The 25,690-nt window shown below is 68.2% G+C and carries 22 protein-coding genes; 5 read left to right on the top strand and 17 right to left on the bottom strand.

The features are described from left to right. Positions 1–5: 5 nt before the first annotated feature. Positions 6–1,673, bottom strand: coding sequence for a cytochrome ubiquinol oxidase subunit I (locus E1B22_RS07280; RefSeq protein ID WP_243123232.1), 1,668 nt, complete (start codon positions 1,671–1,673; stop codon positions 6–8). A gap of 725 nt (positions 1,674–2,398) precedes the next feature. Next, positions 2,399–3,244: an HAD family hydrolase gene (locus tag E1B22_RS07275; RefSeq protein ID WP_243123852.1), complete on the bottom strand. Its 846-nt coding sequence runs from the start codon at positions 3,242–3,244 to the stop codon at positions 2,399–2,401. Positions 3,245–3,691: 447 nt separating this feature from the next. Here E1B22_RS07275 and E1B22_RS07270 point away from each other — a divergent pair, with 447 nt between their 5' ends. Next, positions 3,692–4,783, top strand: coding sequence for a hypothetical protein (locus E1B22_RS07270; protein ID WP_243123231.1), 1,092 nt, complete (start codon positions 3,692–3,694; stop codon positions 4,781–4,783). Between the two features lie 174 nt (positions 4,784–4,957). Here E1B22_RS07270 and E1B22_RS07265 read toward each other — a convergent pair whose 3' ends face one another. The 6 genes from E1B22_RS07265 to E1B22_RS07245 all read right to left on the bottom strand — a co-directional run bounded on the left by E1B22_RS07265 (position 4,958) and on the right by E1B22_RS07245 (position 10,823). Continuing rightward, a complete protein-coding gene (locus tag E1B22_RS07265) occupies positions 4,958–6,118 on the bottom strand; it encodes an acyl-CoA dehydrogenase family protein (protein ID WP_135225120.1) in 1,161 nt (386 codons plus the stop codon). 79 nt (positions 6,119–6,197) lie between these two features. Continuing rightward, positions 6,198–6,512 carry a hypothetical protein gene (locus E1B22_RS07260; RefSeq protein ID WP_135225119.1) on the bottom strand — a complete coding sequence of 105 codons (315 nt, stop codon included), beginning with the start codon at positions 6,510–6,512 and terminating at the stop codon, positions 6,198–6,200. Between the two features lie 161 nt (positions 6,513–6,673). After that, positions 6,674–7,942 carry an IS607 family element RNA-guided endonuclease TnpB gene (gene tnpB / locus E1B22_RS07255; RefSeq protein ID WP_243123230.1) on the bottom strand — a complete coding sequence of 423 codons (1,269 nt, stop codon included), beginning with the start codon at positions 7,940–7,942 and terminating at the stop codon, positions 6,674–6,676. A 141-nt stretch (positions 7,943–8,083) separates the two neighbouring features. Further along, a complete protein-coding gene (locus tag E1B22_RS13715) occupies positions 8,084–8,209 on the bottom strand; it encodes a hypothetical protein (RefSeq protein WP_256369283.1) in 126 nt (41 codons plus the stop codon). Between the two features lie 170 nt (positions 8,210–8,379). Further along, the gene (locus tag E1B22_RS07250; protein ID WP_135225118.1) at positions 8,380–9,537 is read right to left on the bottom strand and encodes a hypothetical protein; all 1,158 of its coding nucleotides are present in this window, start codon (positions 9,535–9,537) and stop codon (positions 8,380–8,382) included. A 278-nt stretch (positions 9,538–9,815) separates the two neighbouring features. After that, positions 9,816–10,823 (bottom strand): alpha/beta hydrolase, encoded by a 1,008-nt coding sequence (locus E1B22_RS07245; RefSeq protein ID WP_167758878.1) that lies wholly within the window; start codon positions 10,821–10,823, stop codon positions 9,816–9,818. Positions 10,824–11,294: 471 nt separating this feature from the next. On the opposite strand from E1B22_RS07245, the gene E1B22_RS07240 reads away from it, so the two are divergent. Both E1B22_RS07240 and E1B22_RS07235 read left to right on the top strand, forming a co-directional pair. After that, entirely contained in the window at positions 11,295–12,515 is a 1,221-nt protein-coding gene (locus tag E1B22_RS07240) for an alanine--glyoxylate aminotransferase family protein (RefSeq protein WP_135225116.1), read from the top strand. A 125-nt stretch (positions 12,516–12,640) separates the two neighbouring features. After that, complete coding sequence (locus tag E1B22_RS07235; RefSeq protein WP_167758877.1) at positions 12,641–13,096, top strand: GNAT family N-acetyltransferase; 456 nt, start codon at positions 12,641–12,643, stop codon at positions 13,094–13,096. A gap of 21 nt (positions 13,097–13,117) precedes the next feature. Here the strand turns inward: E1B22_RS07235 and E1B22_RS07230 are convergent, their stop codons facing one another. After that, entirely contained in the window at positions 13,118–13,690 is a 573-nt protein-coding gene (locus E1B22_RS07230; protein ID WP_135225114.1) for a DinB family protein, read from the bottom strand. 280 nt (positions 13,691–13,970) lie between these two features. Between E1B22_RS07230 and E1B22_RS07225 the strand changes: the two genes are divergently transcribed. Beyond that, positions 13,971–14,165: a hypothetical protein gene (locus E1B22_RS07225; RefSeq protein WP_135225113.1), complete on the top strand. Its 195-nt coding sequence runs from the start codon at positions 13,971–13,973 to the stop codon at positions 14,163–14,165. Positions 14,166–14,381: 216 nt separating this feature from the next. Here E1B22_RS07225 and E1B22_RS07220 read toward each other — a convergent pair whose 3' ends face one another. The 4 genes from E1B22_RS07220 to E1B22_RS07205 form a co-directional block, all read right to left on the bottom strand. Next, positions 14,382–15,365 carry a GDP-mannose 4,6-dehydratase gene (locus E1B22_RS07220; RefSeq protein ID WP_243123851.1) on the bottom strand — a complete coding sequence of 328 codons (984 nt, stop codon included), beginning with the start codon at positions 15,363–15,365 and terminating at the stop codon, positions 14,382–14,384. 151 nt (positions 15,366–15,516) lie between these two features. Then, positions 15,517–17,112, bottom strand: coding sequence for a UDP-glucose/GDP-mannose dehydrogenase family protein (locus E1B22_RS07215; RefSeq protein ID WP_243123229.1), 1,596 nt, complete (start codon positions 17,110–17,112; stop codon positions 15,517–15,519). Between the two features lie 110 nt (positions 17,113–17,222). Next, positions 17,223–18,869, bottom strand: a complete 1,647-nt coding sequence (locus tag E1B22_RS07210) for a CocE/NonD family hydrolase (protein ID WP_243123850.1) — start codon at positions 18,867–18,869, stop codon at positions 17,223–17,225. Between the two features lie 338 nt (positions 18,870–19,207). After that, entirely contained in the window at positions 19,208–20,494 is a 1,287-nt protein-coding gene (locus E1B22_RS07205) for an IS256 family transposase (RefSeq protein WP_135224104.1), read from the bottom strand. A 110-nt stretch (positions 20,495–20,604) separates the two neighbouring features. Between E1B22_RS07205 and E1B22_RS07200 the strand changes: the two genes are divergently transcribed. Continuing rightward, the gene (locus E1B22_RS07200) at positions 20,605–20,796 is read left to right on the top strand and encodes a hypothetical protein (RefSeq protein ID WP_135225111.1); all 192 of its coding nucleotides are present in this window, start codon (positions 20,605–20,607) and stop codon (positions 20,794–20,796) included. Between the two features lie 505 nt (positions 20,797–21,301). Here the strand turns inward: E1B22_RS07200 and E1B22_RS14080 are convergent. The 4 genes from E1B22_RS14080 to E1B22_RS07175 form a co-directional block, all read right to left on the bottom strand. Next, on the bottom strand, positions 21,302–22,216 hold the full coding sequence (locus E1B22_RS14080) for a glycosyltransferase family 2 protein (RefSeq protein WP_135225110.1): 915 nt from the start codon (positions 22,214–22,216) through the stop codon (positions 21,302–21,304). A gap of 357 nt (positions 22,217–22,573) precedes the next feature. After that, complete coding sequence (locus E1B22_RS07185) at positions 22,574–23,407, bottom strand: glycosyltransferase (RefSeq protein ID WP_167758875.1); 834 nt, start codon at positions 23,405–23,407, stop codon at positions 22,574–22,576. Positions 23,408–23,930: 523 nt separating this feature from the next. Beyond that, on the bottom strand, positions 23,931–24,692 hold the full coding sequence (locus tag E1B22_RS07180) for a CpsD/CapB family tyrosine-protein kinase (protein ID WP_135225108.1): 762 nt from the start codon (positions 24,690–24,692) through the stop codon (positions 23,931–23,933). A 15-nt stretch (positions 24,693–24,707) separates the two neighbouring features. After that, on the bottom strand, positions 24,708–25,385 hold the full coding sequence (locus E1B22_RS07175) for a YveK family protein (protein WP_135225107.1): 678 nt from the start codon (positions 25,383–25,385) through the stop codon (positions 24,708–24,710). Between the last annotated feature and the right edge of the window lie 305 nt (positions 25,386–25,690).

Raw genomic sequence — 25,690 nt, 5'->3', positions numbered from 1 at the left:
CGAACTCACTCCACGCCGGGCGTGGCGGCCCGCCCGGCCCCCCTCGCCCCGAGGGAACCCGACGGGCCGCCCGGCCCGGGGCCGTCGGGCGCAACCGCGGCCCGCTGGTGCAACCCCGCACCCGCGGTCATGGCACCCGGCACCGCCGGGCACGCTGACCGACCGGTGCCGGCGCCTGGCCGGCGCAACCCCGCCTCGATGGTCGTGGCATCCGGGACCGCCGGTGTCCCCGCCCGGCCGGTAGTGGCCTGCGCGGCCGACGCCGACGAGGGTGCGGCCCCGGACCGGGCCGGGCTTGCCGACGCCAACGCCTCCGTGGCCACGGCCGATCCGGACCCGCCATCGCCGCCCGCCCCGGGCGGCGCCGTCACCCCCGGCACCGGACCGTGACCGATGCGCCGGAGCAGCCACACCAGGGTCGCGCTCAAGAGGAGGTAGAGCAGCGTGAACGCCACCAGCGTGGTCACCACCCCGGGCGCCGGTGTCACCGCCTCCGCCGTCCGCATCACCCCGCGGATGATCCACGGCTGCCGTCCGACCTCGGTGACGATCCACCCCGCCTCGAGGGCGACGATCCCCAGCGGCCCCGCCGCCACGAGCCCGCGCATGAGGGCGCGGTGGTCCATCACCGCCCCCCGCCGGCGCCAGGCGATCCACCAGTACCAGGCGGCCGCCAGCACCATCAGCACGCCGGCGATGACCATGACCTGGAAGGCCACGTGGGTCACCGGCACGTTGGGCCAGAGGTCGCGGGGCACGCGGTCGAGGCCGGGGACCACCGCCCGGGTGTCGCCGTAGGCGAGCCAGCTCAGCATGCCGGGGATCTCGATGGCATACGGCACCGCGCCCGTCTCCGGGTCGGGCAGGCCGCCCAGGCGCAGGGGGGCGCCGGCCTCCGTCTCGAACTGGGCCTCCATGGCGGCCAGCTTGACGGGCTGGTTGGTCGCCACGAACTTGGCGCTGGCGTCGCCGGTGACGGGCATCAGCAAGGCGGCGACCGTGCCCAGGGCCATGGCCATGCGCAGGGCGCTGCGCCGCATGGGATCCCGGTGACCGCGGAGGGCGGCCCAGGCGTAGACCGCCGCCACCATGAACGCCGTGGCCGCATAACAGGCCAGGGTCGAGTGGATCGCCATCACGGGCCACGCGGGGTTGCCGAACAGAGCCCGCACGGGGTCGAACCGGTGGGGCTCGGCCAGCAGCGTCTCCACCGCCACGGGGTTCTGCATCCAGGCGTTGGCCGCAACCACCATGACGCTGGAGGCGGCGCTGCTCACCGCCACGGGGATGCCCGTCAACCAGTGCGCCCACGGCGACAGCCGGTTCCACCCGTAGAGGTAGAGGCCGAGGAAGATGGCCTCCGTGAAGAAGGCGAAGCCCTCCATCGTGAAGGCGGGACCCGTCGCCGGGCCGGCCAGTTCCATGAAGGCGGGCCACAGCAGGCCGAGCTCGAAGGAGAGGGCCGTGCCGCTGACCGCGCCGATGGCGAAGGTGATGGCTGTGACCTTGCCCCACGTGCGGGCCAGCTCGAGGTACCGGGGATCGCGCCGCCGCAGGTAGAGCCCCTCCGCCATCAACATCAAGACGGGCATGCCCACGGCCAGCGACGCGAAGATCATGTGAAAGCCCAGCGAGATGGCCATCTGCAGGCGCGCCGCCAAAAGCGAGTCCACCGCTCCGCCTCCTTTGCGCCCCCGGCGACGTCGACCGGATCCCCTGCCCTGGTCCCCAGACTAAACCGGGGGCGCGGTCTCCACCATCGGGCCCAGGGCCATCGGATGCCGCCCGGGGCCCGGTCCGGCAACGGTCGGGTCCATTGGCCCGGTCGCCCTCCCGGCGGCCGCCAAGCCTCGGGTCCCGTCCGCACCGGCCCCGTGCGGCCCTGTGCCGCCGCCGGATCCCGGACCGGGCCCTCGCCCGGCGGCCGAGTCCCCGGCCAGGCGGACGCACCGGTCCCCCGCCCCTCCGACCCGCGCCGGGCTTCGGTGAGGCACCCGGGTTCGCCGGTCCGGCCACGGCTCCCTGTCCGGCCACGGCTCCCAGGCGGGACCGGGGCACGGCTTAGGATGCACCTCCAAGCGAGGAAAAAGGCGAGAAAAAGAAAGAAACCCCGCGGTTCTCCCGCGGGGCTCCGTACCAGGTGCCGACGGTCTTTCGCGGCGCCGCACACCGATTGGGTTCCGGGGAGGGCGGGTGTGCAGCCGGGCCGGTTGGGTTCCCGGGGAGGGCAGCGGATGGGCAGTTCCGCTTGCATCCGGCCCGGGGCGCCGCGCGGCGGGGGTTCCGACCGCCGCACCGTGGCGATCACCTGGTCAGGATCGTGGCCGGCTGCATCGGCGGGGATGGACCGCATCAAGCCGATCAATCCGTCGGGATGTCCCGCCGCTCCGGCCACTTCCTACTCTAGGGGGGCGTTGTTGCCGGGCAAGGTCGGCCGGTTTGCAAAAGTGTTACGGTTCCCGTCGCTCTTGACAATCCATTGCAGCAGCTGACCCAGCGTCCCGCGGGGCGCGTCGACCGCGCCCGGCTCCCCCTCGTGGAGCACCAGTCCCTCCGCGACGTACACGGCCATGCCCACGGCCCGCGCCGGGGCGATGTCCTGGCGCAGGTCGTTGCCGACCATCAGGCACCGGCCGGGTTCGACCCCGATGCGGTCGGCCACCTCCAGGTAGTAGTCGGGCTGGGGCTTGCAGCTGTGCATGTTCTCCAGCACCGTAACCAGGTCGAACTGGCCGACATCGAGCCCGGCCCAGCGCAGGCGCTCGGCGATGGCCGCCATGGGGAAGATCGGGTTCGTCGCCAGCACCACCTTCCATCCCCGGGCGCGGGCCGCCTCGACCAGCGCGGCCGCCTCCGGTCGCCGTCGGGCCATGAACTGCAGTTTGGGGAACTCCTCTCGGTAGAACCGCTCGAAGCGCGCCAGCGCCTGCTCACGGCGATCGGGGCGCGCGCCGGGGTGGCGCGCCGGGTCGAGCCCCGCCCACAGCGTCTCGTAGAGCAGCGCCGCGTTGGTGCGGGAGCGATCGCGGTTCTCCATCACCGCCGTCGTGGCGCGGATCAGCTGGCGCACGAAGTCCTCCGGGTCGAACAGGTCCGCCACCCACGCCGCCAGCCGCCGCAGGTACACCGGCAGGAAGCGGTCCATGTCCAGCTCGAGCAGTGTCCCGTCGAGATCGAAGAGCACGGCCTCCACGGGGCCTCCCGGCCCGCTCGGGATCGCCGTCTCGGTGCCCGCCGGCCGCACGTCCGCCAACGGCCAGCCTCCCCCTTTCCCCCGTTTCCTCGCCCGTTTCCGCGCCCCTTGCGTGCCGGGACGCCCGCCGCCCCTGCCGCGCCGGAGGGGCTCGGCCGGCGACGGCATCCCGGTGCACGGACGCGACGGACCAACACGAACCCTGACGCAACACCGAACCGCTTCTTTCCAAGGATTGTACCGCTGCGATGGTACCGCTGCGGCGAAATCGCGCCGTCACGCCTCCTCGCGCCGGGCCCCCCACGACGCCTTGGCTCCCCTTTCGCACCGCGCCGCGCGCATGACACCCTCCTGCGCAACCCAGACTATCCTGGGCAAGACCGGCGACCCCAGGAGCCAAGACGATCCGCACCGCAGGGGTAAGACCCGCGCCCGCCGGAGGCTGCATCGGCCGGAGCCTGCATCGCCGGACGGGCCGCGGCGCAGGAGGTGGAGTCCGTGGCAGCCGAACCCCGGGGCGGCACCGGCCGGATCCTCCGACACCCCGCCGGCAGCCGTGCGGCCCCGCGCCGCGCCGACCCGGCCGCGCGCCTGCCCGGCGAGCCCTTCCCCTTCCCGGGCCACGAGCCGGCGACCCTGCCGCGCCGGGAGGTCGGGCCGGACCGGTGGCCGCGGGAAGAACCCGAGACGGTGGTGGCGCCGACCGAGGTGGTGGAACCGGCGGTCTACCCGAAGCCGGAGCCGGCCACGCCCGTCGACCCCTATCCCGACACGGACCGGGACGACGGCCGCGACGACCACGGCGACGGGGAGCGGTCGACCGGGCGCGAAGACGAGCGGTGGACGGCCGGACGCGGCGGGGCGTGGACCGTCGGCGGCGAAGCCGCGGGGGTCTTCATCAGCCGGGTCAAGGTGGGGCCGCACGCCTTCGAGCGCGTGGTGGTGCGCACCCACTGGTTCCAGCGGGGGGAAGACCTGGCCGCCGCCCTGCGCCGGTACCTCGGGCCCCACCTGCGACCCGGCGACCACGCCATCATCAGCGAGACGGCGGTGATCGCCGCCCGCGGGCGGATGATTCCCGCCCACCAGGTGCGGCCGGGTCGTCTCGCCCGGCTGCTGGCCCGCCACGTCCGGCCCACGGGGTGGGGGCAGGGGCTGTCCGTCCCGGAGAAGATGCAGGTAGCCATCGCGGAGACGGGCCGGCTGCGGATCCTGGCGGCGGCCGCCGCCGCAGCCCTGACGCGGCCGCTGGGCATCCGCGGCGTGTTCTACCACGTGGCGGGCGACGGGGCGCGTTGCCTGGACGGGATGCGGGCCGGAAGCCCCTACGAGGGGTGGGTGCTCCCGCCCCTGCGCCGGGCCGAGGCGGTGGCCATCGCCCGGGAGCTGGCCCAGGCGTTGGGCGTGCCGGTGCACATCGTCGACATCAACGACAACGGGGGCACCATCCGGGCCAGTTCGCACCCCTTCCCCCCGCGCCTGCTGCTGGCCATCTTGCGGGACAATCCCCTGGGACAGGGCGCACGGCGCTGTCCTGTGGGGCTCATCCGGCGTTGGGAGGGCGCCTTCGGCCTGCTCGGGGACGAATGACACTCCCGGCAAGTACCTCCTGCCTCCTGCCGTGTTCGCACTCGAGCGCCAAGCCTCCGGAGCGGCACCGTTTCCCGACGCCTACCTCGCCTGCCGCTGCCAGGAGAACGGCGTCCACCTCTTGACGAACGTGGAGGGGTAAGATCGGGGTCGACCCCCTCCCCGAGCCTGGTCCTAGAAGGCCCCCAGGCCCGTCACGTCGCGGCCCACGATGAGCGTGTGGATGTCGTACGTCCCCTCGTAGGTGTCCACCGTCTCCAGGTTCAGCATGTGGCGGATCGCCGCGTACTCCAGGGTGATGCCGCTGCCGCCCAGGATCTCGCGGGCCGAGCGGGCCGCCCGCAGCGCCGCCCGCACGTTGCTGCGCTTCGCCAGGGACACCTGGGCGTAGGTCAGCTTGTCCTCGTCCTTGAGCTTGCCGAGCCGCCAGGACATCAGGAGCGCCTGGGTGTGGGACTCCACCATCTCCACCAGCTTCGCCTGCACCAGCTGGCGCTCGGCGATGGGCCGGCCGAAGGTGATCCGGTGCCGGGCGAACTCCAGCGCCTCGTGGAAGACGGCGTCGATCACCCCCGCCGCGCCCCAGGCGATGCCGTACCGCGCCTGGGTCAGACAGCTCAGGGCCGCGCCCAGGCCGCGGGCCTCGGGCAGCATCTGGGCCGCGTCGACCCGCACCTCATCGAGGATGAGCTCCGAGGTCACGGAAGCCCGCAGGCTCATCTTGTGCTGGATCTCCCGCGCCCGGAACCCCGGGGCGTCCGTGGGCACGATGAACCCCCGCACCACGCCCTCGTCGTCCTTCGCCCAGATCACCGCGATGTCGGCGATGTTGCCGTTGGTGATCCACATCTTCCGGCCGGTGATCACGTAGGACGAACCGTCCTTCCGGGCGCGGGTCTTCATGGAGCCCGGGTCCGAGCCGCCGTCGGGCTCCGTCAGGCCGAAGCAGCCGACGATCTCGCCCCGGGCCAGCCGGGGCAGGTACTCGCGCCGCTGCTCCTCCGAGCCGTAGCGGTAGATGGGGTACATCACCAGCGAGCTCTGCACGCTGACGAAGCTGCGCAGGCCCGAGTCGATGCGCTCCAGTTCGTACATGATGAGGCCGTAGGCCACGTTGCTGGCGCCGGCTCCGCCGTACGCCTCGGGCAGGTTCGACCCCAGGAACCCCAGCTCGCCGAAGCGGGGGATCAGGTGGCGCGGGAAGGTCCCCTCCTCCCACCACCGGGCGATGTGGGGCGCCGCCTCGGCCTCGAGGAAGCGACGCGCCTCCTCCTGGATCAGGCGCTCCTCGGGGGAGAAGAGCTCGGCGACGCGGTAGTAGTCAAGTCCTGCCAAGGGGAATACCTCCTCACGGGCCGGAGGGGGCGGGCGGCGCCCCGCGGCCCGCTACGCGCATCGAAGGTCGCGGCCTCCGTTACGATTCGTTGCCGGCACCGGGCGACCCTCCCCCCAAGCGTTTCCGCCGATCCAGCAAGGCCTCCAGCTCCCGGCGCACCGCCGCGGGCAACGGCTCGAGCAGCAGCCGGCGCACCCGGTCTGGTGCGGCCCCGTGGCGGCGAAGGTAGCCGGCCAGAAGGTCCGCCCGGTCGTGGCGGTTCATCAGCCGGTAGGCGACCAGCCACACTTCGGGGCTGGCGGTGGGGACGCCCTGCCGGGTCCCGCCCTCCAGCGCCGGCAGACGGCAGATCCCGCCGTCGGTGCGGATGGCGAACCCGCCGATCAGATCCACAGGGCGGCGGGGTTCAGAGCCCGGGACCGGCGTCAATCGGAGGAAGAACCGGCTGGCGTAGAGTCTCGGCGCCCGCAGCCGAAACGAGCCGCTCCATCCGTTACCTGAAACATCGTCATCTGTTTCAGGCAGCCGATCCTTGCGGATCGGCGGTGCCGGTCTTACCCGGCCATGCGCCGGTGCCGGCTTCCCGCTTCCTCCGGGATCGCCTGCCTTGTGGCAGGTCTTCCATCCCGTCCACGGGCGTTTTCCGTCTCCGGGCCACTCCCGGCGACGGCGGCCACCAGGGCCGCGAGATTCCGCGCCGCGTTTTCGTCCCGGTCGAGCACGAGCCCGCATTCCTCGCAGCGGAAGATGCGCTGCGAAAGCGGCAGCGACGACTTGACCGCGCCGCACCGGGAACAACGCTTGCTGCTGGGGTAGAAGGGCGGCGCTTCGACCAGGACCGCCCCGTGCCAGGGGCACTTGTAGTTGAGCTGGCGGCGGATTTGCGCCAGGGCCGCATCCGCCAACGCCCGGGCGAGCCGGCGGTTCTTCAACATGCCCGCCACGTGCAGCTGCTCAACCACCACCACGCCGTAGGTGCTCGCCAGGTGGTGGGTTAGCTTGTGAAGGGCATCCTGGCGGAGGTTCCGGACCCGCGCATGGAACCGGGCCAGCCGGCGGCGGGCCTGTTGCCACCTTCGGCTGCCCTTTTGGCGGCGGGCCAGGGCGCGACTGGACCGGGCGATCTTCCGGAGGACTTTTTCAAGGGGTCGCGGGTTCGGCCACACCACGCCCGTCGAAAGGACCGCCAGGTGCTTCACCCCCGCGTCCACGCCCACCACCCGCCCGGGGAACCGGGGGCGGCCCGGCGGCCGCTCCACCTCGCAGGTGAAGCTGACGAACCACCGGCCCCCCTCCCGCGACACCGTGGCCGAGAGGATGCGGGCCGTCCCTGCTTCGACGCGCCGGCGCAGGGCCGTGGTGGGCTCGTGGGTCTTCACCCGCCCGATCCGGGGCAGGACGACGTGGCTCTTGTCATCCACCCGGATCGCGCCGGTGGTGAACCGCACCGACTCCCGGCCACGGCCCTTTTTCCGGAACCGGGGAAACCCCACCCGGCGCCCCTTGCGTTCGCCCTGGCGGCTCTTCGACCAGTTCTGCAGGGCCCGGGCGAGTCCGTCCAGACCGGAGGAGTAGGCTTCCTTCGAGTTCTCCCGCCACCAGGGGGCGACGAGGTGCTTTTGCCGGTTCCACTCCCGCCGCAAGGCGGCGAGGGTCCATGGCACTTCCACGTCTTCACCCCGGGCGCGGGCTTCCAGGCGCTCCTTCACCAGCGCCAGACCCCAGTTGAAGGCGAAGCGGCGGGCGCCCACGTGGGAGGCCAACGCCCGTTCCTGGCGGGGTGTGGCGTCGAGGGCGAAACGGTACGCCTGCAACACACGCACGGGCAGGCCCCCCAAAACCATCCAAGGAGAACATACCAGAACATATGTTCCGTGTCAAAGCTCGGCCGAGGAGCTGAGGGGAGGGAATGCGAAGATTTGATGACGTTGGGGCAGAAATGATAAGAAGCGCGTTAGCTGTTCTCAGCCCCGTAACGTGGGCGCCGCGGCCATCACCCGTTCCACCGGCGCGTCGGTGACCAGGTCCCAGTCGCGGACCCGGTCGATCAGCCCCAGGCTGGCCAGAAGCCCGCTACCGCCCAGCACCACCGGGCAGCCGGCCTCGGCCAGAGAGCGAACCAGGGGAAGGATCTCCACCGGGCTGGGCGTAGCGATCGGCGGGCCGGCGGGGCGCTCGGCCGGAAGGTCATCCCGGTTCGGGTTCCCGTTGCGGTTCCTGTCCATGCTCGGTTGCGGGTGCACTCCTTGACGTGGCCGGATTACGGGCCTGGGGACGCGGTCCCTGCTCCCAGAACCCGTGCCAGCCGGAATAGGGCCAGGTCTTTCTTCTTCGCCTCCACCATCCCGTCGACCTCCGGGACGCCCAGCCGGGGGAGGATCGCCAGCAGCGGCTTGACGAAGGCCGGGTCCACGTAGTCGGCATGGGCCCGCAGGCTGGCGCCGTCCCGGGGACTGGAGAGGTGGATCTTGGGCGGCCGGTCCCGCCACAGGCGAAAGGTCCTGACCAGGAGCGGCTCCAGGGCGGCCAGGCCCTCCGCGCTCCGGGGCTCCGGAAAGGCTGCCGGCGGGCAGCAGACGTGGTGGTGCCAATCGAAGGCCACGGGCAGGCCGAACCGTTCCGCCAGTTCCAGGGTGGTGGCGATGTCCACGGTCCGGTCGTCGTTCTCCAGGACCAGCCGGGACCGGGCCCACCCGTCCAGTTGCTCCAGATGACGCCCCGCTTTCTCAAGGATCGCCCGCGCTCCATCCCCGGCCGCAGCCCGCTGGTGCCGCTCGCGCCCGCGGTTCTCGCCCGGACCCTGGCTCCGACCCCGGCGCCCGCCCACGTGGATCACGATCCTGGCCCGTTCGTCCAGATCCAGGAGGTCGAACAGGCGGCGGTGGTAGGCCAGGTACGCGCCAAGCCAGCGAAACTGGCTCTCACTGCCCAGGCCACAGATTTCGGGCAGGTGGGAACTGAGCCGGATGCCCGCCTCCCGGGCCACCCGGCCGACCCGGGCGCCCGTGGCCTGCAGGTCCGGCTCGTCCCACCACCGCCAGTCGGCGGTCAGGGGGTGGGTTGTCAGGGGAATCATGTTGGCAGAGATCCTGTAGAGGCGGATTCCGTGGGCCCGGGCGAAGAACAGGATCCGCAGGGTGTTCTCCAGGTTGCGGCGGGCGATCTCCCGCAACCGGTAGCGCCGCGCTTCGGGGTCGAGGCGCGACGCCGCCGTCACCGTCATGGACCCGGCGGGCGAGCAGTCCCGTTCCGAAAGGCAAATGGCAACGAAGCCCAGGTGAAGCTGCACGCCGCCCACCTGGATGGTCGCACCCCGAAGAATGCCGGAACGAGGACCCGCCCCCGTGACGCCGGCGTCAGGACCCTCCGCCGCGATGGCGGCGCCAGGCACCGCCGCCGAGATGCCCGAACCGGACACCTCCGGCGCCCCCCTGCGGTCCTCCGGGGAGTTGGAATGCGTCCCGCCGGCCGGGTCCGGCCCTGCCTCCGCCGGCGCCTGGGGCGACGGTGCCGTACGGCGCCCCCTGCTCCGGGGCGCTGCGGGCGATGCCTGAGGGGTTGGGCGCGGTGATCCTTCCGTCATGGGGGCGTCCTTTCGACTTGCTGCGGCTACCCGGGACCCGGGGCCGGTCGACGTACCTGCGGCCGACAGCTCGACAAAAAATGCAGGCCTTTCCTAGATTGCCCCGCAGGGGATCACCGCCATGTGGCGAGCAGCGGTGCGATGCGCGCCTCGAGGTCGGGTGGGTAGAAGTGCCCGGCCCCCTGGACGATCTCGACCTGTACCGTGAGGCCCGCCGCCTCCATCCACCTGGCCACGTCCTCAATCATGCGGACGGCCCGTTCGTCCCGAGACCCGGCCCAGAAGTAGGCCCGGAGGCCTGGGTTGCGAGGGCTTGGCTCCAGAAGTCCTTCCATGTAGCTCCAATCCGTCAGGTGAGGCGCAAGGGCGATGACACCCCGGGCAAGTAGAACCCCCGACAGGGCGAGGTGGAGGGCAAGGGCTGCACCTCGGGAGAACCCCGCCAGCACCACCCGCTTGGGATCGAGGGAAGCCCCCGGGGCAGCCGCATCGTCGAGCATCGACCGGTAATGGTACCGGACATCCTGGGCACCCCGGTCGAGATCGTCCCAGTGGTAGGCATCCGGACCCATGACCTGGGTCGACTGGGGGACCAGAAGGGCCCATCCGTGGGAAGCCACGAAGCGCCAGCAACCCGCCGCCCTGGCGGCGTTCTCGGCGTTGCCGTGAAGCGCGATGAGGACCGGAGCGGAACTCCGGCCCGGCGGGGCGGACCCGCTGCCCTGGCTCAGCGCGGTATCTTCGGGACGTAGAGCGGTTCCCTCGGGGAACAGGAGGACGCGCCGCGGCACGACCATTCGTTGCGCTTCGCTCTGACGTTGTTCGCACACCGCGACCGCCCGCTCGAAGCGCGGGTGGCCCCGAAGCCCGGCCAGGTCGGGGTCGTTGCGCAACCATGTCACGGGAATCCACAGGCCCTGGTCGAGCAGTTGCTCCAAATGGGTCAACGCGGCCTCCGCGTCGCCCAGGCGCGTTAGCAAACAAACCCGCCAATACCCGATGTGCCAGGCCTGTTCCGGGTGACCGACCCCCTCCCTGTCAAGGAGATCCAGGGCCTGCCGGTATTGCTGGCGCTCGTAGAGATCGAAGACCCGGGATGCCAGCCGGTCGAAGGTTGTCACCGCGGCACCACTCCTCTCACCGGAGAAACGCCGCATGTTAGGAAAGCAGCAGCAGGACCGCCGCCCCCGCGGCCGCGTATAGCCAGTACCACCCGCTCCCGCACGCCAGCCAGCGACGCATCCGCCTCACCTCCCCCGCGACGCCGAACGAGCCGATCCAGCCGCAGCGACCGGGCGGGTCGGACGGGACCTTGATCGGACACGTCCCTGCGCAGACCAGATATGTCCTTGGGCCGGCCCGGCACCTCCTGATGGGACCGGGCGCGTCCTGGAACGGGCCCGGCGAGTCGCCGCCCCCAAGCCCCCGCGCGGCCAGTCCCCCGCGCTCTGGCGTCCATGCCCCTCGCAACGCTTCTTGTGCGCTACCATGGGTTCGATGGGGACCACCGGACCGGCCCCGGGGGCCGGATCCTCTTCCGCCCTATCGGGGCCAGGACCACCCTCCCGGGTCCAGGACAAGGAGGATTCGCCATGGATCCGAACCTTCTCGCCTTCGCCCGCCGCCTGGAAGAGCGGCTCGTCTTCACCCCCGGCCCCACGGAGGTCTCGCCCCGCGTCCGGGAGGCCATGGCCCTCCCCGTGGCCAACTCGGACCTCGACCCGGACTTCGCCGCCCTCTACCGCGCCACCTGCGCCGGGCTGCAGGAACTGCTGCATACCCAGAGCGACGTCCTGATCCTGGCCGGCGAGGGCCTGTTGGGCCTCGAGGCCGCCATCGCCTCGCTGGTCGAACCCGGCGACCGCGTCCTCGCCCTGGCCAACGGCCTGTACGGCCACGGGTTCGCCGACTTCGCCCGGGACTACGGCGCCGAGGTCACCGTCTTCGAGGCCCCCGACCGCCAGCCCCTGGATCCGGACGCCCTGCGCCGGTTCCTCCGGGACCAGAAGCCCTTCAAACTGGCGACCCTGGTCCACTGCGAGACGCCCACCGGCCTGACCAACCCCGTGGACCGGATCCTGCCCGTCCTCCACGAGCACGGCATCCTGACGGTGATGGACAGCGTCTCCGCCATCGCCGCCGAGCCCCTGGAGGCCGACGCCTGGCACGCCGACGTGGTCCTGGGCGGCTCGCAGAAGGCGCTCTCCGCCCCGCCCGGCCTGGCCCTCCTCAGCGTCAGCCGCGCGGCCTGGGAGGCCATGGCCCGGCGCCGCACCCCGATCCGCGGGGTCTACCTGAACCTGCGGCTGTGGAAGGACCTCTGGCTGGAGAAGGGCGAGTTCCCCTACACCCCGTCGACCTCGGACGTCTACGCCCTGTATGCGGCCGTCGCCGACGCCCTGGCCGAGGGCGAGGCGGCGCGCCTGGCCCGCCACGAGCGGCTGGCGCGGGCGATCCGCGCGGCCGGCGAGGCGGCCGGTCTGGAGCTGTACCCCGAGCCGCGGGCGGCCGCCCGGGCGGTGACCGCCTGGCTCATCCCGAACGACCTGCGCCCCCGCGAGCAGGAGATCCGCCGCTTCATGTGGGAAGAACACGGCGTCCTCATGGCCGGCAGCTGGGGGGACGCCGCCGGCCGCGTCTGGCGGGCCGGCCACATGGGCGAGAACGCCCGCCCCGAGAAGGGCGAGCGGTTCGTCCGGGCGTTGGCCGCGACGCTGCGTCACTTCGGGTGGCAGCTGCCGGGCGACCCGGTGGCGGCGTACCGAGAAGCGTTGGGGTCGGGCGGCGCACCGGGGGCGGGGAGCGGCGGCTAGACGGCCGGGCCGCGCCCGGCAACCCGCCGGAAGAGCCCAGAGGAGCCCACCGGCCCCCCGGCGAATCCCGCCACCCGAACGGGACGAACGCAAGGCCAGGTCTGGTTTCGGAGGGGGCTTTCGCCGTGACCACCGGTCGTCCCGCCGTGACCATCCGGTTGGCCGAGCCCGGCGATTTCGAGGCCATCACCCGTCTCCTGGAAGAACTCGGGCGCCCCGCCGTCCCGGCGGAGGCGGAAGCGGCCGCCCGGGCCGTGTACCTCCGGCACATCCAGCGCCCCGACACCGCCTCCCTGGTGGCCGAGCTGGACGGCCGCATCGTCGGCTTCATGTCGTTGGAGTTCCGCGACCGGCTCAACCACCTGCGACCGCAGGCGTGGATCCCCGACCTGATCGTCACCGCCTCCGCCCGCGGCCTCGGCATCGGCAAGGCCCTCCTCCAGCGGGGCTTCGAGCTCGCGCGGGAGCGGAACTGCTGGAGTGTGACCCTGGAGTCGGGCTACCACCGCCAGGTGGCGCACGAGCTGTACCGCTCCGCCGGCATGCGGGACGAGGGCCTCTATTTTCGCATCTACATGTAGATCGGGATGTAGGTCCGCGCCCTACATGTGGGTCGCGTTCCACAGCTTCCGCAACACGATGACCTGCCCCATGTGGTGCTGGGCGTGTTCCACCAGGTGGTGCAGGATGAACGCGGCCTCCGCCGGCACCTGCTGACGGCCCACCACCCGCTGCGCCGCCAGGTCGGCGTCGCTCAGGCCCCGGATCCGCTCCTGGACCCGGGCCACCTCTTCGTGGAACTGACGCAGCACCTGCGCCGGCTCCACCTCCGGCGAGGGCTTGAGCTCCTCCCGGGCGCGGGCGCGCAGCTCGTCGGGGATGGGCTCGCCCACCGCGTAGCAGAGCAGCCGCAGGCTGGACCCCGCGATGTGGCGCAGCAGCCCGCCGATCGGGTTCATCTCCGGCCCGGGCACCCACCAGAAGGCCTCGCGGCCGAGGTCGCCGGCCCACCGGTCCGCCATCTCCCGCACTTCCTCGAGGCCGCGCCACCAGGCCGACGGGAGCAGCCCCGCGCCCTGGACCCGCCCCCGGAGGAACGGCGGCTGGGCCACGGTGCCTCCCTGCCCGCCGGTCCCCGCGCCGCCCGCTGCCGGGGTCTTCCGCTCGTTGGCCATGACCACCCCTCCCTCGTTCGGCATCGGTTCGCGACTGTAGCCGGATCGGCTACAGGGATTCCCTGCCCCATGGCGAAGCCGGTTCTTCCGGCGACGGACCAACAAAAGTTGACACCGCTCGACTCCGGTTCGACGCTGGCTCCCGCGCCGGCGGCGCCGCGGCGACACCAGGACGCCAGGGGCGAGGATGCGCCCGGCGGGCGAGGATGCGCCCGGCGGGTGAGGATGCGCCCGGCCCCGGCGGCTGCGACGGTGGCGGCCGGCCAAAGGGGATTGGAACGTGCGAAGGATCTGGCGCCTCGTCATGGATTCGCTGAAGAAGGTCTTCCTCATGGGCGAACCCCCCGACTCCCCCCGGGAGGCCACCATCAACCCCGCCGCCTGGGAACTGCTTCGCGAGACGCTGACGCTGTTCCTGGGGCTGGCCCTGGTGCTGGGGCTGCTGGTGGTGGCATGGCTGACCGGCCAGGGGTGAACGGGAGGCCTCCCGGCCCCACCCTGGCCGGCTGCATCCCGGCCGCGCCCTACCCGGCGGCCTCCCGGCCCCACCCCAACCGGCGACCCCCCGGCCGCGGTCTGGCCGGCGCCCCCACCCGCGCCCTAGCCGGCCGGCGCTGGCTGCCCCGCCCGCCCGCGTCCTACCTGGCCGCACCCTACCCGCCTGTCGCGGGCTGCACCGCCCGCCCGCGCCCTACCCGGCCGGCGCCGGCTGCACCACCCGCTGGCGGTACCAGCGATAGGTCAGCGCGAGCCCCTCGTCGAGGCTCACCTGGGGAGCCCAGCCCAGCCGCTCCCGCGCCCGCCGGTTGTCCAGGACGCTGTGGCGGATGTCGCCGGGTCGAGGCGGCCCATGCCGCGGCGAGGGCGCCCCCTCCACCAACCGGCCGATCCGCTCGGCCAGATCCCCGATGGTCGTCGCCGACCCGCCGGCGACGTTGGCCACGAGGCCGGCCGGCCCCACCAGCGCCCGGGCGAAGGCCCGCGCCACGTCGGTCACGAACACGAAGTCCCGGGTCTGCCGGCCATCGCCGTGGATCACCGGCCCCTGGCCGCGCAACGCGTCGAGGAAGAACCGGGCCACCACGGGCCCCGTCTCGGGCCGCTGCCCCGGGCCGTACACGTTCCCCAGGCGGAGGATCACCGCCTCCAGGCCCGCGCCCCGGGCGTACTGCTGGATCAGCCACTCCGCCGTCTGCTTCGAACGGCCGTACACCGAGAGCGGCTCGAGCGGGTGGTCTTCGTCCACCGGCAGCCGGCGGGGGTTCCCGTACACCGCCGCCGACGAGGCGAACACCACCCGGCGCGTCCCCACCGCCACCGCCGCCCGCAGGACGTTGAGGGTCCCGTAGACGTTGACCTCCACATCCCGGTCCGGCCGCTGCAGCGACCGCTCCACGCTGACCTGGGCGGCCAGGTGGATCACGGCCTCAGGCCGGAAGGCGCGGAACACCGCCTCGACCGCCTCGGGCTCGGTGACGTCGACGCGCTGCACCACCACCTCCCCGATGCGGTCGACGCGGCCGGCCGAGAAGTCGTCGATGGCGGCGATCTCGCGGGCCGCGACCGCGCTGCGCGCAGGCCCGGCGTCACCCGCCCGGCCGTGTTCCTCCCTCCCCTCGAGCAGATGCTGCACCACGTGGGAACCGATGAAACCCGCCGCGCCCGTCACCAACACGCGCAAGACCCGCCCGCCCCCTCGGTGCCCCGGCCCGCGTCCGGCCCCGCCAGCGGCGCCGCCCACCGGGACCACGCTCGCTTACACGCTCGATGGATTCGAATAAAGGTAGAACTCAACCGAGGAGGAACCCGAGACCCGCCCGGCCGCATCACGCGCCTCCGCCCACCGCCGCGTTCCGCGCCGCCACCACCTCGCCGCGCGGGAGGTCGGGCGTCGAGGAGGCGACCGCGTCACGTCCCCCGGCGAGCCGCTGCCGGCCCCGCCCCACGCCGCGGTACCGGAACCCCAGCGCCGCCATCCGCGCCGGATCCAGCGCGTTGCGGCCGTCGAACACGAACCGCGGCTCGTCCATCCGCCGCGCCGCCTCCTCCCAGTCCAGGCGGACGAAAGCGTCCCACTCCGTGGCGAGCACCACAGCCCGCGCGCCGTCCAGCGCCTCGAGGGCCGACGGGGTCAACCGCACCTCGCCGGGCAGCACCGCCCGCGCCCGCTCCACGGCCTGCGGATCCGCCGCCCGCACCTCGGCCCCCTCCTCCACCAGGAGCGGGATGAGGTCGAGGGCCGGCGCCTCGCGGACGTCGTCGGTGTTGGGCTTGAAGGCCAGGCCCAGCACGGCCACGGGCACCCCGGCCAGCGAGCCGAAGACCTCCCGCAGCGCGTAGAGGGGCAGCAGCCGCTGCCGCGCGTTGACCGCGATCACCGCCCGCAGCAGCTCGAAGGGGTAGTCGTAGACCCGGGCCAAATGGTCCAGGGCCGCCACGTCCTTGGGGAAGCAGGAACCGCCGTAGCCGAGGCCGGCGCGGAGGAACTGGCTCCCGATGCGCGGATCGAGCCCGATGCCCCGGGCGACTTCGTCCACGTCGGCCCCGACGCGGTCGCACATGTTGGCGAGCTCGTTGATGAAGGAGATCTTGGTGGCCAGGAAGGCGTTGGCCCCGTACTTGACCATCTCCGCCGTCGTGGTGTCGGTGACCAGCACGGGCGCCCCGTACCCCGCGAAGAGCGCCGCCACCCGCTCCGCCGCCGCGCGCTCCTCGCTGCCCACCACCACCCGGTCGGGATGGAACCAGTCGTGGACGGCGCTGCCCTCGCGCAGGAACTCGGGGTTGGCGACGTAGGCGAGGCCCAGGGGCGCCAGGTAGCGCCGGGCCAGCCGCCGGCCGGTCCCGGGCGGCACGGTGCTCTTCACCACCACGATGGGCGCCCGCAGCCCGTCGGCCGCGGCAGGCCACACCGTCCCGGCCGTCGCTTCGGCCCCGGCCATGGCGACGCGGCCGGCCCCTGCGATCCCGTCGGACGAACCGGCACCGCCCTGCGGATCGACGGCCTCGCCGGCCGGAAGAACGCCCGCCCCTGCCGGGCGCCCTCGGCGCACCCGTTCGGCCACCCAGGCCAGGGCCGCCTCCACCTGACTCAAGTCCGCCGCCCCGGTGGCCCGGGACGGCGTCCCCACGGCGACGAACACGAAATCGCCCAGCTGGCCGGGTTCGACCTCCCCGGCCAGGGCAAACCGCAGCCGGCCGGCCGCCACCCCTTCGCGCACCAGCTCGTCCAACCCGGGCTCGTAGAAGGGCACCTCCGCCCGGCGGTATCGTTCGACCTTGGCGGGGTCCACGTCGACCCCCACCACCTGGTGACCGTCCCGCGCCAGCGCCGCGGCGGCGACGGCGCCGACATAACCGAGCCCCAGCACGGTGATGCGCACGAAGATCTCGCCCCCTGAGAAATCGTTCAATCCATCCAAATGGACCAGCCCTCGGCAGCTGGAAACATGATACCATAGGGTCCCGCGAGCAGGATGACAACGGGCGTCATGGTCCTCTCCCAGTTCGGCGCCGCGAGCCGCCCAGGCCCCTACTCCGGGATGATGGGCAAGATCAGGTGCGACGGCCACGCCGGCGTGTGCCAGACCCGGTTCTCCGCCACCACCATGCGCGTGGAGGTGGCCAGGGGCTCGCCGGTGTTGAGGTTCCGGTCGTACTTGGGGAAGGCGCTGGAGGCGATCTCGAGGCGAATCCGGTGCCCTCGCCTGAACACGTTGGCCGTGTTCCAGAGGTCGATCTCGAACCGGTACACCTTGCCTGGCTCCATCAAGACCTCCTTGTGCATGCCCTCCCGGAACCGGGCCCGGACCATGCCATCGCACAGCCGCTGGCAGAAGCCATTGGGGTGCACGTCCACCAGCTTGGCCATGAAGTCGGTGTCCACCGCCGACGACGAGGCGTACAGCACCAGCTTCACCGGCCCCGTCACCTCCACGTCCCGGTCCAGGGGCGGGGTCGAGTAGACCAGCACGTCGCCCCGGGTCTCGACGGCGGAGTAGTCATCGGGGCCGCCGATCTGGCTCGAGAGCGGATCGGTGATGAAGGGCACCGGCCGGGCCGGGTCATAGAGGTAGACGTCCGGAGGCTCGTCCGTCGCCGGCGGCTCGGTGGACAGCACGCCGTCGCCGAAGCGGCTGTTGGCGCGGCCGCCGCTGCGCAGGTAGAACTTGGTCCACTGGGTGCGGGCCAGGGGCCACTCGTGCTCGTCCCGCCAGCGGTTCGCCCCCATGATGAACAGGCGCACCGGCGGCTCCTCGCCGATGCCGTTGTCGATGCCCTTGAGCCAGTAGTCGAGCCAGCGCACCTCGTACCCGTCCAGGTCGATCACGGCCTCCGGCCCGAAGTCCACCTCGCCCAGCTTACGGCTCTCGTTGACCCGGTGCCCCCAGGGCCCCATGATCAGCTTCTGGCCCCGCCGGGCCCGCTCGCTGGGGGCGTGCCGCACCATGCCGGCGAAGTTCAAGGGCGTGCCGATCTGCTCGTCGTCGTACCAGCCCGAGACGTGCAGCACCGGCAGGTCGATCTCGTGGAAGCGGTGCTGGTAGCGCAGGGGCTCCCACCATTCGTCCAGGGTGGGGTGGGCGCAGTCTTCCCGCCAGTGCCGGCTCACGAACCCCGCCGCCTTGTCCATGGTTAGAAGCGGCAGGTGCTCGTAGACCTTCATCCAGTCGATCTTGTCCACGTACTGAAGAACCCGGCCGTCGGTCATGCGGTTCCAGCACACGTGCATGGGCCCGGGCGTGCCCGTGGGCCACTCCACGTAGGGGTCCGACGGCGTCACGTGGACGATCATGGCCTTGAGGTGGGGCGGCTTCTCCAGGGCGGTGAGCCACTGGATGCGCCCGAGATAGGACCCGCCCCAGGTGGCCACGTCGCCGGTGGACCAGGGCTGCCGGGCCAGCCACTCGATGGCGTCGTAGCCGTCCTTGGCGTCGTTGCGGTAGGGGACGAACTCCCCGTCAGAGTCCCCGCGCCCCCGCACGTCCATCCACACGAAGACGTAGCCGTGCCGGGCGAAGAAGTTCCCGTACTTCCACGCCCGTTCGGTGTTCTTGTTGTAGGGCGTCCGGGCAACCTCCCCGGGGCGTCGGGGCGGTAGATGTCCGCCGAGAGGGTGATCCCGTCCCGCATGGGGACACGGACGTTGAACTCGTGGCGAACGGGGTAAACAGGCCAGGATGAATCCCGATTACCGAAGAGGGATGACCGGGACGAAGGCACGCCACTGGGAACTACGGAGGGTTCCGGGGTATCGCCAAGCCAGGCCAAGGCGCCTCCTCCTCTCTGCCTTCCGGTGGTAGGACCGGCATCCTCCCGGCAGAGCCACGTTTCCGGGACTCAGTCCAGCATTGGGGAGGTAGCCAATCCGGCAACAGGAACGGACCAGAAAGGAACGGTATAAACAACCAACAGATAGCCAATTTTCGACAGGGCCCAGCAATTTCCACACTAGTCTAGATACACGGAGGAATTGGCGTTGGTCAAGTCCCGAACTGTCTGTAAAAGCGGTCTGGGTCATGCCACGGTGGCAGCGGGTGAAACCTCTTTCTGCGCCGCTCTTTGCCGTTGCCGCTCCTCGATGTAGCGCTCCAGCTGCTTTCGTTCGTGCTCGCTGAACTGCACCCGCCGCCAGCGCTCACTCGCCCGCCACAGCACGGCGAAGACTAGCTTCAGGCACTCCCGCTCGCTCCGAAACCGCGGGATCACCTTGGCGCGCCGCCGCTCCTCCTCGAAGCTGCGCTCCACCAGGTTGGTGGTCCGGACATGCTTGCGGTGGGCGGCGGGTAGCCGCAGGTGCGCCAGGCTCGCTTCCAGGTCCTCCTGCAGGCTCCGCATGGCCGAGGGATACTCCCGCCCGAACCGCTCCACCACCTCGGCCACCAGCCGCCGGCCCTGCTCGATATCCGGTGCGTCCCGGATCGCCTCCAGGTAGGGCTTGAGCACGGGCCGCGCCTCCTCCGGCACCTTGTCCAGCACGTTCCGCATCTTGTGCACCCAGCAGCGGATGCGCTCCGCCTCCGGCCACATGGCTTCCACCGCCTGGATCAGCCCCGGCGCCCCGTCCGTCGTCACCGTCAGCGGCGTCTTCAGCCCCCGGCGCACCAGATCCCGGAAGTGCTCCAGCCAGTCCTCGTAGCGCTCCTTGTTGCCCAGGCTCAGGTGCACCAGCACCTTGCTGCCGTCGCTCAAGATGGCCCAGGTGACCAGGATGCCCTCACGGCAGCCCGCCTGCCGGCGCAGCGACTCGTAGATGGCGTCGGCGAACAGGTACACCACGTCGAGGCCTGACAGGTCCCGCTGGGCAAAGGCCTCGAACTCCTCGTGGAGCGCCTCGGTGATCCGGCTCACGGTGGACCGGCTCAAAAGCGGCGCTTCGCTGCCCGCCAGCTCCGCCAGCGCATCCTCGATGTCCCGGGTAGAGAGGCCCCGGGCGTACATCTCCACCACCAGGCGCTCCAGCACGTCCGTCCGCCGCTTGAGGGCCCTCCACAGCGTGGGCTGGCACAGTCCCTCCATGCCCCGCACCTGGGGGACGTCGATCTCGAGCCGCCCCTCGGCGCAACGCAGCGTCCGCGGCTTGTAGCCGTTGCGGGCGCCTTCCTGGCCAGGCTCGCGCCGCTCGTAGCGTCCGCGCCCCAAAAGCTCCGTGACCTCTGCCTCCAGCAGCTCCTGGATGAGCTTGCGGGCGCCCAGGCGGACGAGGGCATGGGTCAGGTCCTCGACCTCAGTACCCTCCCGGGCCTGCGCGGCCAGCTGCCGGGCCAGCTCCGCCAACTGCTGGCTGGGTGGTATCCTGGACATAGGTCTGGGTCCTCCTCGGTGTGCCCCAGCTGGGGCGAGTTTTCCGACGCCACCGATGGTAGCCCAGACCGCTTCGCGTTTACAGACAGTTTAGGACGTCACCATTGGCGTTGGCTAAGTTGTTCCGCGTTGTGGTCAAAGCTCTACGGCAACACCGGTACGACCGCCCCACGCCGGAAGAGGTTCTCTCCAGTTCTGAGAGAGCCCTCCTGAGGGAAGCTATGCTGGTGTTCGCGGGAATCACGGCCGTGGGCGGCATAATTGCCATCTGGTGGCTGGTGGAGTCGCTCGGGTTCCGTTGAAGGTGCCACGACCCTAGAAAAGTGCCGGTCGAACGCAGGACCGGCATTTTTTATCTTATCTATCACTACAGCATTCCGTTACCCCATACTGGCTCCTTTTGTACGCCTTCGTCTAGACATCATCCCCACCGGTAATAGCAGGCATAATACCCCACCTGCTTAAGCTGCACGTCGTTGACGTTAACCTCCAAAATCCGGGCACCAACCTTCTCCAGAGCCTCTCTGGCCTTCTGCGACTGCAAACCGAAACACCTGCTTCCCAAACTTCCCGCCAACTCAACTCGACAACCTTCTAAACAGACTCACCTGCGGTACTCTATAATACCGGTACTAGGCCTATTCCTTTCAACCTCGAACCTTCTTCTTTCGCCCTCGCTCCTTCCCAATATGCGAACATCCTGTCGTGAACAAGTTCTCACTACCACAGCACCCGCGGCCGGACCGCAAACATTGCATATAGGCCCTACTTCTACTTCCACCACAAATCCACTACTTAGTAGTCATGTTACCACCACAACCTTCCATAATGCATCTTTAGGTATTTCACTGCCCTTCTAGACAGAATACGCCTGGGCTGCGGCGCACAAATCCCCTCTTTAATTGCTGCCCAAACCATGTCTGGTCGTCGGTACCGAATCATCAATTCGGAACCCATATAGAGTATCCATGATACCAGGTACATTACTCTATAAGGAAGCGGTAGGTACCTTCTACCAACCCACAGATGATTACGCAAGGCATAGAATGCTTTCCATTCTCTTGAATAGCTGCTCGTGGCCACGCGATGCTGAACCTTGACTCTAGGATTATAAAGGATAGTCCATCCGCTTTCGATTAGCCGAAATGCTAAGTCCAACTCTTCGCATCCATACTTCATGTCCGCATCGTACAAACCGACAGCATTCAAAGCTGCACGCCGAACGGCATAACCTCCACCGTTGAAATAGGAAACATACCCTTCCTCACTAACGATATTCGGATTCCGCCGTATCGCTTTCCTCGAAAACGGTACGTGTAACGTGCCACCAGGATCGTCGTAAATGCAAAACGCAATAAGACCAATAGAGTTATCGCGGTCAAGCGCCTTAACAACCTGAACGAGCGCATCACTATCGACAAATGCTGCGTCATCGTCTAGCACGACCAATATAGAGCCTTGCGATACCTCAGCCAGACGATTACGAGCCCCAGTAACGCCCAAACGAGCATCCGTACGCACATATCGTATCGGTAAGCTCTCCGACAAACTTTCAGCGACCTCACGAGCACTAATTTCCGGCGCGTCATCTAGTACCACTACCTCTACACTCCAACCTGGCGGACGTGCCTGCCGAGCAACACTAGAAAGACAGTACCTTAGCGCCTCGGGACGATTCCTCGTAGCGATTAACACCGACAATATCCTTACCGTTCGACCCATTCCTTCCCACCCTTCCTCCGCCCAAACCCGACTTCCGCACAGTACTCCAAACGCCACGCTCAATGCCGGTGGCAGCAGACGATAATGTCCCACCGTGGACGCCGTTATCCTCACACGAACGGCTTTCCTTGCAGTCCCTTGCCACAAATATTAAGGCACAGCCCACCATAAATTCTCCGCTCCAGGCGGAGCTTGCGCTCTATTACGTCGTCTAACCTTATGGCTTCTCGCTGCCACAGAAAAATGAGCAAAATCCAATACCCGTCGAATATCTTATCGTGCGACGACCCCGTGGCCGTAGTCAACTTCGCTGCGGATAACCCACACTTATAACTGCCATCAAATCGTGGCCGACCATCATGCGTGCCGTCCGTGTACCATACGTGTATGAATCAACTGCGCAATACGCATGAACGGAGAACTCAAGGGTGCGAAGGCCCCAACATATACCATGATGGACAACGGCAGCATCCATATGGCATGATTCCACGCAATTCGAACAGCAGTCTTAGCCGCTGTCCGAAAACGCGTTCGTGCAGAAATATTGCCGCGGAAGTATTGACCCATGTGGCGACGGTGCCGCGCTACGATTACAGGCAAACATGACACTGGCCCGTATCGCATACACCGCTCGATGGCGTCGTAATCAATTGCACAGCTTAACGTCTCATCAAAACCACCAATCAATGACAATACATCCCGTCGATACATTACTGTGGAGTGAACAATAGGATTGCCCAGTGAAAGCAAGCTCTTAATCCGCCAACCCCCTTCCGGTGGACACCGTCTTCCAAGAATACGTCCATTTTCGTCAATCACTTCAGCCCATCCACCTACCAGTACAACATTGGGATTTCTACGCAAAAACTCCACCTGCACTGCGAGGCGATTGTTCACAGATATGTCATCCGCGTCGTTAACGGCAACAAAACACCCACGACACTGTCGCAGCCCCAGATTCAACGCAGCGGCCCGCCCCACGCGCTGAGCGTATATCACCCTGAAACGTTTGTCCCTTTCGATATAGTACCGGATGATTTCTCTGGACCGGTCCGTCGATCCATCGTCGACGATTACCACTTCAAAGTCACGAAAGGTCTGATTCCTCAACGACTCAAGGGCCTCCGCCAAATACCTTTCGCCATTAAAAACAGTCATGAGTACACTCACAGTGGGCATCTTGTGCATCATCTCCATGGCCTCGATCGCGTGCAAACGAAAGCCCCTAGGTGGTAAGCCATCCGTGGTATGAGGCCTCTCGTCCGCAGAAATAGGGGAAAAATCTAAGGTTGGGCAAGGCGTTCATACCATACTCGACTATTTAACGGCAGCGTCTCAAAAGTCTCCGTACCCCCATATTTGCACCCATAGAATGAGCCCTCACATTTCCCTTGAAGGCCATCACATCACGTACCGAATCGAGTAACCGTCTTCCCACCGTTGCTCGGTTTCTATGGGGGAGAAGTTGTACGTTTGCTAGGCCTCTGTAGGATGTAGGCTCGTCACGCACATTCCATAGCTGATGCGTGCCTGCTCCCTCTTACGGCCCCCGGCCGGGGCATCGGCTGTCAACCCGCATTACGGGAAACCTATTGGGGGCGCGATTGACGACTAGAAAAGTGCCGGTCGAATGCAGGACCGGCATTTCCTTATATCACTCGCCCCTGCCCCCTCTCGCGTAGTGGCTCGAAGGCGTATGCCTTGGCTGCTCATATCACCGCCGCCGGTAATAACGCGCGTAGTAGCCCATCCGTTTGAGCGGCACGTCGTTAAGGATAACGCCCAGAATGCGAGCACCTACCTTCTCCAAGGCCTCCTTTGCCTTCTGGGACTGCACGTGGTCGGAGTTCTCGGCGCTAACCACCAGGATCACGCCATCCACCTTTGGTGCCAGCACCAGGGGATCTGCAACCATAACTGCTGGTGGGGTGTCGTAGATTACGACCTCATAGTCATTAACCAAGCCGGCAAAGAGCTCATGAGCACGGCGCGACCCAAGTAGTTCTGCCGGGTTGGGCGGCGTTGGGCCGGCGGGTAGGACCCATAGGTTCTTAGCACGCGGGACCAATTGGAGCGCTTCATTAAGGGTACAAGAACCAGCCAGGACCGCGGACAGGCCATACACATTCGCAAGCCCAAACAGTGCCGATTGTACTGGCCGCCGCATGTCAGCTTCAACAAGCACGGTAGTCTTACCCGCGTTGGCAAAGCTCAAGGCCAGGTTGGCCGCGGTCAGCGACTTACCCTCACCCGGCAAGCCGCTGGTGATCATGATACTGCGTAGTGGCTTATCTACCGCCAAGTACTGCAAGTTCGTGCGGACGAGCCGGTAGGCTTCCACGGCTGGTGAATGTGATTCCAGACCGCCAAGAATACCGATATCGTAATCCTTCTCCGCATCCCGAACCGCCCTAGACCGCCGGGACTGGTAACGTGCTACAACCTCCTGACCCTGGGTGTGGAAAGCCTCCGTCAACGAGGTGCCTCCCTTCTACAGGTCAATATGGGGGATTACACCCAGAACAGGCAACCCGAGACGACGCTCTACGGCAGCCTCGTCACAGATTCGCCGATCCAACACCTCGAGCGCTAGCCCAATACTGGTTCCAACGAGTAGCCCCAATAACACAGCTAGCGATAGTTCCAACGCCGGCCGAGGACTGACCGGTTCCTCTGGTGGCACGGCAGAATCAAGCAACACAAGCCTGTTTTCGCGCATGACCTCAGCCGCTATGCCCGTCATGATCTCAGCGGCACGATTCGCTATTCGCGCCGCCTCGGAGGGAGAGCTATCCCGAACAAACACATCGAGCACTTGGCTTTCCTCATAGGCCCTAATACGCACCCGCCGGCGATACTCGTCTGAAGACCAACTCAGACCGAGGTCCCTTAGGACGGCATCCATGACACGCCTACTCGCCAGCAACTCTTTATACGTAGGGACCAAATTACGATACAGTTCTAAGGTCTCGACATCGTTAACAGCCTGATCGGGGGGAAGAACCAACAGTCGTGCCCGCGCCTCAAACGTTGGCGGCACCATGGCCATCCTAATCCCAACAAGACATATTGAAACCACTATCATCAATGCAATGATTCGCCATCGCCTGGCCACAACCAGCAGCCATTCTTCCAATGCTAACTCCTCGTGATCCACTGCATTACCCATCGCAACCGCTCCCTTTCATGTACTCACAACCGCACGTCATCCGTCATCACAACGACCGACTATCAAAACCTGTGGCCGAAAATACTGTCGAGCAAGAACCTTCAGTACAGGCCGCACGAAATACCGGCAGCGAAACGGATGGCATAATAGAATCTTTCCACCAGACTCTCGGAGCCACAAATTCAATTCGCGATCTTCATTTCCAATCCCTTTCTATTGAATTCGCTTCGGATATCCAATGCCGACCTCCTCCAAGCGCCAGGAAACACCGTATCCACCATGCGTTCTCTTTCTGCGTTCCTTTT

Origin of the sequence: Thermaerobacter sp. FW80, from assembly GCF_004634385.1 — a bacterium.
In the GTDB taxonomy this organism is placed as follows: domain Bacteria; phylum Bacillota; class Sulfobacillia; order Thermaerobacterales; family Thermaerobacteraceae; genus Thermaerobacter; species Thermaerobacter composti.
This window is presented reverse-complemented; position numbering and strand designations above follow the sequence as displayed.